Source organism: Tahibacter caeni, assembly GCF_024609805.1.
Lineage (GTDB): Bacteria > Pseudomonadota > Gammaproteobacteria > Xanthomonadales > Rhodanobacteraceae > Tahibacter > Tahibacter caeni.
Genome location: NZ_JANFVR010000271.1, coordinates 1 through 6,618, shown reverse-complemented (window position 1 = coordinate 6,618; position 6,618 = coordinate 1). Strand labels below are relative to the sequence as shown.

Annotated in this window: 7 protein-coding genes and 1 pseudogene; 2 read left to right on the top strand and 6 right to left on the bottom strand. The window is 66.8% G+C overall.

The features are described 5' to 3' along the window. Positions 1-651, top strand: a 651-nt coding sequence (locus tag NON22_RS18355) for a hypothetical protein (RefSeq protein WP_257388401.1), incomplete at its 5' end; no start/stop codon positions are given. A 538-nt stretch (positions 652-1,189) separates the two neighbouring features. Here the strand turns inward: NON22_RS18355 and NON22_RS18350 are convergent. The 4 genes from NON22_RS18350 to NON22_RS18335 are packed head-to-tail and all read right to left on the bottom strand — an operon-like array spanning position 1,190 to position 3,750. Then, complete coding sequence (locus NON22_RS18350) at positions 1,190-2,161, bottom strand: hypothetical protein (protein WP_257388400.1); 972 nt, start codon at positions 2,159-2,161, stop codon at positions 1,190-1,192. Beyond that, on the bottom strand, positions 2,158-3,015 hold the full coding sequence (locus NON22_RS18345) for an ABC transporter ATP-binding protein (RefSeq protein ID WP_257388399.1): 858 nt from the start codon (positions 3,013-3,015) through the stop codon (positions 2,158-2,160). Before NON22_RS18345 ends, NON22_RS18350 begins: the two co-directional genes overlap by 4 nt. Next, entirely contained in the window at positions 3,012-3,386 is a 375-nt protein-coding gene (locus NON22_RS18340) for a GntR family transcriptional regulator (RefSeq protein WP_257388398.1), read from the bottom strand. The genes NON22_RS18345 and NON22_RS18340 overlap by 4 nt, the downstream gene beginning before the upstream one ends. A gap of 4 nt (positions 3,387-3,390) precedes the next feature. Continuing rightward, on the bottom strand, positions 3,391-3,750 hold the full coding sequence (locus NON22_RS18335) for a hypothetical protein (RefSeq protein ID WP_257388397.1): 360 nt from the start codon (positions 3,748-3,750) through the stop codon (positions 3,391-3,393). A gap of 192 nt (positions 3,751-3,942) precedes the next feature. Here NON22_RS18335 and NON22_RS18330 point away from each other — a divergent pair, with 192 nt between their 5' ends. After that, on the top strand, positions 3,943-4,500 hold the full coding sequence (locus tag NON22_RS18330; RefSeq protein WP_257388396.1) for a glutathione peroxidase: 558 nt from the start codon (positions 3,943-3,945) through the stop codon (positions 4,498-4,500). Positions 4,501-4,544: 44 nt separating this feature from the next. Here NON22_RS18330 and NON22_RS18325 read toward each other — a convergent pair whose 3' ends face one another. Then, positions 4,545-6,266 carry a bifunctional sulfate adenylyltransferase/adenylylsulfate kinase gene (locus tag NON22_RS18325; RefSeq protein ID WP_257388395.1) on the bottom strand — a complete coding sequence of 574 codons (1,722 nt, stop codon included), beginning with the start codon at positions 6,264-6,266 and terminating at the stop codon, positions 4,545-4,547. A gap of 56 nt (positions 6,267-6,322) precedes the next feature. Continuing rightward, positions 6,323-6,618, bottom strand: a pseudogene (locus NON22_RS18320) (ABC transporter ATP-binding protein); the annotation flags it as partial.

The window sequence follows — 6,618 nt, the reverse complement described above, 5'->3', positions numbered from 1 at the left end:
CCGCCTCCGGCTGCCGCACCAGCTCCCGCTCCGGCCCCGGCGCCCGCCGCGCCGCCGCCGGCCAAGCCGGCCGTCGACACGACGGCGGTGATCAAGCAGCGCTTCGAGCAGAACCTCAACGGCGGCAAGCCAGCCAAAGGCGAGATCGAGCAGACCCAGCTCGAGAAGGGCGACGTGGTCTACATCGACGGCGACGTGCACGCCGTTTCGCGCCGCAGCAGCCTCGGCACCGCGCTGTACTGGCTCAGCGGCGAGCTGAACCTGCAGCGCGCCGAGCTCAAGCCGCTGGCCGAGAACCGCTTCGAGGTCGTCAACAAGATCTCCGGCAGCAGCAATGTGTCGCTGCGCGGCGTCGCCGGCGAGGCGCAGGTCTTCTCGGCCAAGGTGCCGGCCGACGGCGACGCGGAGCGCGCCGACATGGAGAAGTCCTATGCCGAAGGCCGCCCGGTCGGCCGCAGCCTGCGCGTGGACCAGCTAGTCCAGGGCGACATGGTCTATCTCGGCAAGACCTCGGCCATGATCGTGCGCCGCGACGGCGGCCAGCTGGCGCGCTACTGGCTCGACGGCGAACTGAACACCGGACAGGTCGGCCTGCAGAAGGAAAAGGGCTCGACCGGCAAGTACAAGGTACTCAGCAACAACATCGAGTGACGCTCCGGCACGGCCGTCGCAACGGCGACGGTGCCGCGATCACGAAACAGGCCGCCTTCGGGCGGCCTTTTTCGTTGCAAGGATGCACGATCGTGATCGATGGCCGGGTCCGCCAGGACGGCTCGGACATGTCGACGGGGAAGTCGGGCCCGACGCGAAACGGAACGGAGCGAGTGTTCCGCGCGACCCGGCAAGCGTCGCGGTGCCGGTGAGGGACGCCGGTCGCCGCAAGACCCCAGGCCGATGGCGACGGGGCGGCCGTTACGACAGGCGGTTCGTTGCGACGGAATCGCGCCGGCAGTGACGGCAGAATCGCCGGATGGACGAGCCTGCGATCTGCTTCGATCGACACGTCGGTGCGTCGCTTGCGTGGCTGCGGCTTGCGGTCCGCCGCATCGCGCTGTCGATCGTGTCGATCGCGTCGGGTTCCGGATGTGCCGACGATCGCAGATTCCTGCATGACGACGACATCGATGCGCCGCAGAAACAAAAAGGCCGCCTTGCGGCGGCCTTTCTCGCGCTTCCGTGCGCGACACGCTCAGCTGTCGTCGCGCCAGCGGCGCAGCCAGATCGCCAGGGCGATCATGCCGACGCCGGCCGCGGCGCCTATCCAGATGTTCGGACCGGACAGCGGGCCGAGTATCGTGTTCATGTCGATCGCGTTGAGCAGCACCTGCGGGCCGTCGGCGTGGTCCATGCGGCGCTCCAGCGCATCGAAGTCCATCCAGCTGCCGGGCAGCACGCTGAACAGCAGGCGCGCCACGATGTGCTGCCAGAACCAGTCGTTCGGAATGCGCAGGTTGGTCACCGCATCGAAGATCGACACGCAGGTGCCCGCGGCGACCGGCAGCAGCGTCGCCCAGAGGAACGGCACGCGCTTGGCGAAGGCCGAGCAGAGCATGAGCCAGCCGATGCTCGGCAGCGCCCAGACCGCGTTCAGCGGAATCAGCATCGCGATCTTGCCGAGCACGCTGAGCGGCGAGGCATTGGCCCAGATCACCGTGAACGGATTCATGCCGTAGAACGCGACGATGAGGCTGAACAGGATCAGCAGGCCGAGCATCAGCGCGAGAGCGGCGGCCAGCGCGAACAGCGGAGCGATCAGCGTCGCCGCGGCGACCTTGGACAGCACGGTCTCGAGGTCCGATACCGGCAGCGACTTCCAGAACAGGATGCTGCGGTCGCGGCGTTCGTCGTAGAGCGATCCGAGCAGGTAGAAGAACGTCACGATCGCCAGGGTGATCGCGACCGGCGCGCCGGAGAAGAACAGGCCGACATCGAGACCGGCGCCCATCTGCTGCCTCTGCTCCGGCGTCATCGCGGCGGCCAGGTCGCTGATGCGCACGCCGTTGATCATCGCACGGCCGTCGACGGGCGCGTGGGACAGACCGGTGACCGCGGCGATCGCGAACACCAGCAGCACCACGCCGGCGGCGATCAGCGGCGCCCAGAGGAAGCCGCCGCGATGTTCCCAGTACTCGCGCTTGAGCAGCCAGGTGAAGGTGTTCATGCGTAGGTTCCTTTCATGGTGGCGACGAACAAGTCGGCGATGCTGGGCTGGCGGGTTTCGCCGAGCTCGGCCAGGCGCGGCTTTTCGTTGCCGTCGAACAGGAAGATGGATTTGCCGAAGATCTGGCGTTCGCCCATCGGCTGCAGCGCACGCGCGGCGGCGGCCTTGTCCGGGTTGACCATGACTTCGGTGAAGCGCTCGGCGATCGCGTCCATGCTCGCGTCGAGCACGATCTTGCCGTCGCGGATGAACATCAGATCGGTCAGGATGTGCTCGACTTCCTCGACCTGGTGCGTCGTGATGACGATGGTCTTCTGCTCGTCGAAATAGTCGTTGAGCAGGCTCTGGTAGAACTCCTTGCGGTAGAGGATGTCGAGACCCAACGTCGGTTCGTCGAGCACGAGCAGGCGCGCGTCGATGGCCATGACCAGCGCCAGGTGCAGCTGCACGATCATGCCCTTGGACATTTCACGTACGCGCATCCGCGGCTTGAGCTTGGTGCGCGCGAGGAAGCGTTCGCATTTCTCGCGCGAAAAGCGCGGATGCACGCCGGCGACGAAGTCGATGGCTTCGCTGACGCGCAGCCAGCGCGGCAGCACGGCGACGTCGGCGATGAAGCAGACCTGCTGCATGAGCTCGTGGCGCTGCTTGCGCGGATCCATGCCGAGCACGGACAGCTCGCCCTGGAAATCGGTCAGGCCCAGGATGGCCTTGAGCGCGGTGGTCTTGCCGGCGCCGTTGGGGCCGATCAGGCCGACGATGCGGCCGGCCTCGATCGTGAAGCTGACGTCGTCCAGTGCCGCGGTCGCACCGAAACGCTTGCTGAGGTTGCGTGCCTGTACCACCGCGCTCATGAGGAGGCTCCTTCCGTCTTGCGGCTGTCCTGCACCAGTTTCTCCACGTCCAGGCCCAGACGCTTCAGGCGCGCGTACAGGGCCGGCCACTCTTCGCGCAGAAAGCGCTCGCGTTCGTTCTTGAGCAAGGCTTCGCGCGCCCCTTCGTTGACGTACATACCGAGTCCCCGTCGTTTCTCGACCAGTTGTTCATCCACCAATTCCTGATACGCCTTGGACACCGTGATCGGATTGAGCTGGAAATCCGCGGCGACCTGGCGTACCGAGGGCAGGGCGTCCCCTTCGTTCAACACGCCGTCGAGAATCATCGCCACGACACGGTCTCGCAGCTGCAGATAGATCGGCGTGTTGTCGTTCCACGTAATGGTCATAGGGTCAGTCCTGGCTCACCTGCGGCAGCACTTTGCCGAACGAATAGTAGGGCATGTCGAAACCGCCCTTGCCGGCGCTGCGGCGTATCGGGGAATCCGGCACGCCATGCTCGCCGTCGCCCGTGGAGCCGATGTCGGCGACCGGCTGGGCATAGGCCAGCGCGATGTCTTCGGCGCTCGGTCGCACGGTGACTTCGGGCAGGGTGACCAGGGTGGTCACGCGTTCCGGAGCGATCTTGTGCGGGGGCGCGTGGGTGGCCGTAGTGGCGGGCGCAGCCGTTTCGCGGGTATGGCTTTCGATGGCGGCGCCGGCGACGAAGGCGAAGGACGCGATCAGTACGGTGGTCACGGTGCTGATTTTCATGGCGGCTCCTTGGCAGTGCTCGGCTTGAGTGGTGTTGTAGTGAACTATAACACCATATCGAAATCGGTCAAGCGGTTTTTGCGCCGGTCGTCAAGAAAATTAGGGGCGGGGCGTAAACCCACTGAAAAAACCGTAACTTAGATTTCGCATACGGGTATGCTCGCCAGGTGTTCCACCACCCCGGAGACTCTCATGCGTCGTCTCGTATCCGCGTTTCTGCTCGCCGCCGCCGCCGCGGGACCGGCCTGGGCCTGCAGCGATCTGCTCAACAGCGAGTACCGGCCGCTGGCCGGCAAGGAAAAGGTGTCGCTCTGCGACAAGTACGACGGTCAGGTGCTGCTGATCGTCAACACGGCGAGCAAGTGCGGCTTCACGCCTCAGTACGAGGGACTGGAGCAGCTGCACGCCAAGTATTCGGGCCAGGGTTTCGCGGTGCTCGGCTTTCCGTCCAACGACTTCAAGCAGCAGGAGCCCGGAAGCGAAAAGGAGATCCAGGAATTCTGCACGCTGACCTACGGCGTGAAATTTCCCATGTTCGAAAAAGTACACGTGACCAAGGAAGAAGCCACGCCGCTGTACGTGCGCCTGGCCGATGCGAGCGGCGGGCGCTACCCGAGCTGGAATTTCTACAAGTATCTGATCGGCCGCGACGGCAAGGTCATCGCCGATTTTCCGAGCAAGGTGAAACCCGACGACGCCGAACTCGTCGCCGCGATCGAGAAGGCCATCGCCGCCAAGCCGGCGAAGTGAATGCGGGCGCGGCCCCCGGCGCTCCGCGCCGGGGCCGCGGAGCGTCAGTCGCGCGGCCGGATCAGGCCCAGGCTTTCGAGCTTCAGCACGATGCGCTGCACGGCCTCGTCGGGGCTCATCTCGCTGGTGTCGATGCGCAGCTCCGGCGTCTCCGGCGCTTCGTACGGATCGCTGATGCCGGTGAATTCCTTGAGCTTGCCGGCCCGGGCCAGCGCGTAAAGACCCTTGCGATCGCGCTGTTCGCAGACGTCCAGCGGCGTCGCGACGTGCGTTTCGATGAACTGGCCGTACTGCGAGATCATCTCGCGCACGTCCTGGCGCGCGGCCGCATACGGGGCGATCGGCGCGCAGATCGCGATGCCGCCGTTCTTGGTGATCTCGCTCGCGACGAAGCCGATGCGCTGCACGTTGAGATTGCGGTGCTCGCGCGAGAAGCCGAGTTCGGAGGACAGGTGCTTGCGCACGATGTCGCCGTCGAGCAAGGTGACCGGGCGTGTGCCGAGTTCGAGCAGCCGCACCATCAGCGCATTGGCCAGGGTCGACTTGCCGGCGCCGGACAGGCCGGTGAAGAACACCGTGAAACCCTGCCTGTGGCGCGGCGGATGCGTGCGGCGCAGCTCGGCCACGACTTCCGGGTAGGTGAACCACTCGGGGATGTCGAGGCCTTCGTGCAGGCGCCGGCGCAGTTCGGTGCCTGAGATGTTGAGCACGGTCTCGCCGGGCTGGATCTCGTCGGCCGGCGCGTACTGGGCGCGCTCCTGCACGTAGAGCATTTCCTGGAACGGCACCATCGTGATGCCGAGCTCCGCCTGATACCTGGCGACGAGCTCCTGCGCGTCGTACGGGCCGTAGAACGGCTTGCCGTCGGCGCCGTTGCCCGGGCCCGCGTGGTCGCGGCCGACGATGAAATGCGAGCAGCCGTGGTTCTTGCGGATGATCGCGTGCCACAGCGCTTCGCGCGGACCGCCCATGCGCATGGCCAGGTGCAGCAGCGACAGCATCGTCGTCTGTTCCGGGTAGTGCGCGATCAGCTTCTCGTAGCAGCGCACGCGCGTGTAGTGATCGATGTCGCCGGGCTTGGTCATGCCGACGCTGGGATGGATCAGCAGGTTGGCCTCGGCGATCTGCGCGGCGCGGAACGTGAGCTCCAGATGGGCGCGGTGCATCGGATTGCGCGTCTGGAACGCGACGATGCGGCGCCAGCCGAACTTGTCGAAATGGGCGCGCACTTCGCGCGGGCTCAGGCGCAGATGGCGGAAGTCGTAGTGCTGCGGCAGCGCGAGACCGCGCAGCCGGCCGGCGAGATAGACCGGTCCGGCACGGTCGAGCAGCCAGGCCACGCCGGCATGGCGCTTGTCGGCGGTGCCGAACACCGCGCTCGCTTCGGCCTCGCGATCGGGTTCCCAGGCCTCTTCGATGTCGAGCACGGCCAGGGCCACACCTTCGGGATCGCGCAGGGCGATGCGCCGCGCCGGGCCGAGCTTGTCGACGAATTCGCGGCTGACGTCCAGCGTGATCGGCATCGGCCAGAGCGTGCCGTCGGCCAGGCGCAGGTCGCGGCAGACGCTGTCGTAGTCGGCGCGGCCGAGGAAGCCCGTCAGCGGCGAGAACGCGCCCGTCATCAGCAGCTCCAGATCGCAGAGCTGGCGCGCGTTGAGGTCCCAGCCCGGCAGGCCGGCGGCTTCGTGCTTGAGCGCCTCGCGCTCGGCTGGCGCAACGAGCAGGTCGACGAGTTGGCCGCCGTGCGGCGCGATGAGTTGGCTCATGGGATCGGTTCCGGAAAGAAAGTACGGGGTGAGTTCACGGTGATGCGGCCGTCGGCTCAGTCGGCTGCGGCCTGTTCCAGCGATTCCTGCGCGGCCAGCCAGTCGTCCTCGACGCGGCCGAGCTCGCCGGCGACGAGACCGAGCTCGCGCGTGAGCTCGGCGGCGCGTGCCGACGGCGTTGCGTACAACGCGGGATCGAGCAGCGCGGCCTCGAGCGCGCGCTTGCGCTCGCCGAGCTCGTTCATGCGCTTCTCGAGTTTCTGGATTTCCTTGCGCAGCGGCGCCGCGCGCGCGCGCTGGTCGGCGCGTTCGCGGCGGTCCGGCTTGCGCGCGTTGCCGGCGGCGGCCGGCG